At 46.1% G+C, this 2306-nt stretch carries 1 pseudogene; it reads right to left on the bottom strand.

The annotated features are described in order from the left end of the window. Positions 1 to 97: 97 nt before the first annotated feature. Positions 98 to 2172: pseudogene (pilQ, locus tag FTU82_RS15885) on the bottom strand (type IV pilus secretin PilQ). Positions 2173 to 2306: the final 134 nt, after the last annotated feature.

The following is a 2306-nucleotide window of genomic DNA, read 5'->3' on the forward strand; positions in this document are numbered from 1 at the left end:
GCCTTTTCCATAACGCTCACGACCGGGACTTTTGATCCAAGCCGCTTATGGTGGTTTGCTACCTGCTCCTGCAAGCCGATAGCGAGGGGCCATACCCTCATCTCTTACGCCGCTTGCTGCGGCACACGAAAATCAGCAACTCACGCTTGTTATCCGATTTTAAATCTTTACGGAATAAACGCCCTACATAAGGAATATCCCCCAGGAATGGCACCTTGGTTTGTGCATTACGGGTTTCCTGCTCAAAAATCCCACCCAGGACCACTGTTTCACCATTATCCACCAGCACATTGGTATTGATCTGGTTTTTATTAATAGTCAATTGTCCGGTCGGCGTTGGGTTGCCTGGGGAGTCACTGGTAATATTCAGCTCCATCTGCACTTTCCCATCTGGAGTAATACTTGGCGTGACATCCAGACTCAAAGTCGCATCAATAAACTCAGTAGTGGATACAGCATTGGCCCCTCCACCTTCAGCAGATTGATACGGAATTTGTGAACCAGATGCAACCGTGGCTTTTTGCTTGTCTGCTGTGAGTACTTTTGGTGTTGAAATAACTTCACCATAGCCATCCGCTTGCAATGCAGACAGTTCAAGATCCAGCATAAAATCAGAGAGACTAATCAAACCAAAGGCAATACGGCTGGCGCCCGGACTGGTGACACCCAAGTCTACATTCAGGTTTTGTGGACGCTGAATTTCATAAGTATATCCGCCCAAATCACTTTCTTGCGGATCTCTGAGATCCCACAACGTCGTATCGCTACCACCGACCAGAAGGCTATTATTGTTGGTAATTCCTTGTGACAGAATCCCCCACTTTACCCCCATTTCTTTGGTGAAGTCAGTGGTGGCACGTACAATATGCGCCTCAACCATTACCTGCTTGACCTGTACATCGAGCAGATCCACCATATTCCGGATTTTATCGATAAAAGGCTGGGTATCATTCACAATAATGGTATTGGTTCGTGCATCGATAGACACTGAACCACGTGAACTTAATAAACTTTCTTTATCATCATTATTCGTGGTGTTACTTGAACCGCCCGAACTAGATGCACCTTTATTTTGAGTGATCAGTTTTTCAATATCTGTAGCTTTAGCATAACTCAGCTGCATATATTCAGTCTGAATAGGGGCAAGTGCAACGCTCTGCTTCAAGGCTTTTGCCTCTTCCTCTTCTGCCTTAATCAGTTCTGTCACTGGTGCAATCCAGATCACATTGCCATTACGGCGTTTATCCAGGTTTTTGGTTTTCAGTACAATATCCAGTGCCTGATCCCAAGGCACTTCTTTTAGGCGCAAGGTAATATTGCCTTGTACACTATCTGCTGCCACCATATTGATATCGGTAAAATCAGCCAAAAGCTGTAGTACACGACGTACTTCAATATCCTGGAAATCGAGTGAAATTTTCTTGCCGCTATAAGCCACGGTCTTCGGACGTAGCGGACTCTTGGCTTCCGGACGTTTCAAACTGATGGTCAGCTTATTATCCGTTTGATAAGCCATATATTCATAGCTTTCCCCGGACTGGATCGTAATCATGCCTGATCCATTTTGATTCACTGCATCCACACTCGACACAGGCGTCGCAAAATCATTCACATTCAGACGACGGGTCAAATGCGTCGGGATCTTCGTGCCTAAGGTTCGAACAATGATTTTAGTTCCCTGCTGCTGTACATCAACCGGGGTATTATTGCCTGCCAGGTCAATCACCACCTGACCTTCACCTTGAGCCCCACGCTGGAAACTGATATTGCTAATTCCCTGAGCTGACTGCTGTAATACCGGTTGAGCTGTCGCGACTGGTGCTGAGTTGATTTTCAGGATAAAGTATTCCCTTCAACTCGCGTAGTAAAGGCACCAGCATCTGCCAGATTAACAGTCAAACGGGCACGTTGTGCATCCGAAGTCACATCGACCGAACTGGCTTCACGTGTTGCCACCGGAATATTGCTTTGTTTTAAGTTTTGTTGGGCCTAGTCAAAATCTAAAATTAGACGTGAAGGTGATTCTAATTGATAGGCCTGTGGCTGTGGTGGCAAACCATTGAACATCACCCGAATTTCAGTTCCTTGTCCAGGAAGCTGCATAGCTACGATATTGGTCACGGCTACCTGCGCGCTAGCTGCTTGCATCACCGCAATCGCAACAGCACCCATTGAAAACGGCTTTGTTGCACAAACCTATCTGTAAAGGCTTTTTCAGCGATATAATTTCCAAATGAATAAGCCTACACAGAAAATCTACCGCACAACCAATTGGCCCGCATATAACCGAGCACTCATGAGTCGCG

The sequence above is a fragment of the Acinetobacter sp. YH12151 genome (assembly GCF_013418355.1).
Lineage (GTDB): Bacteria > Pseudomonadota > Gammaproteobacteria > Pseudomonadales > Moraxellaceae > Acinetobacter > Acinetobacter pseudolwoffii.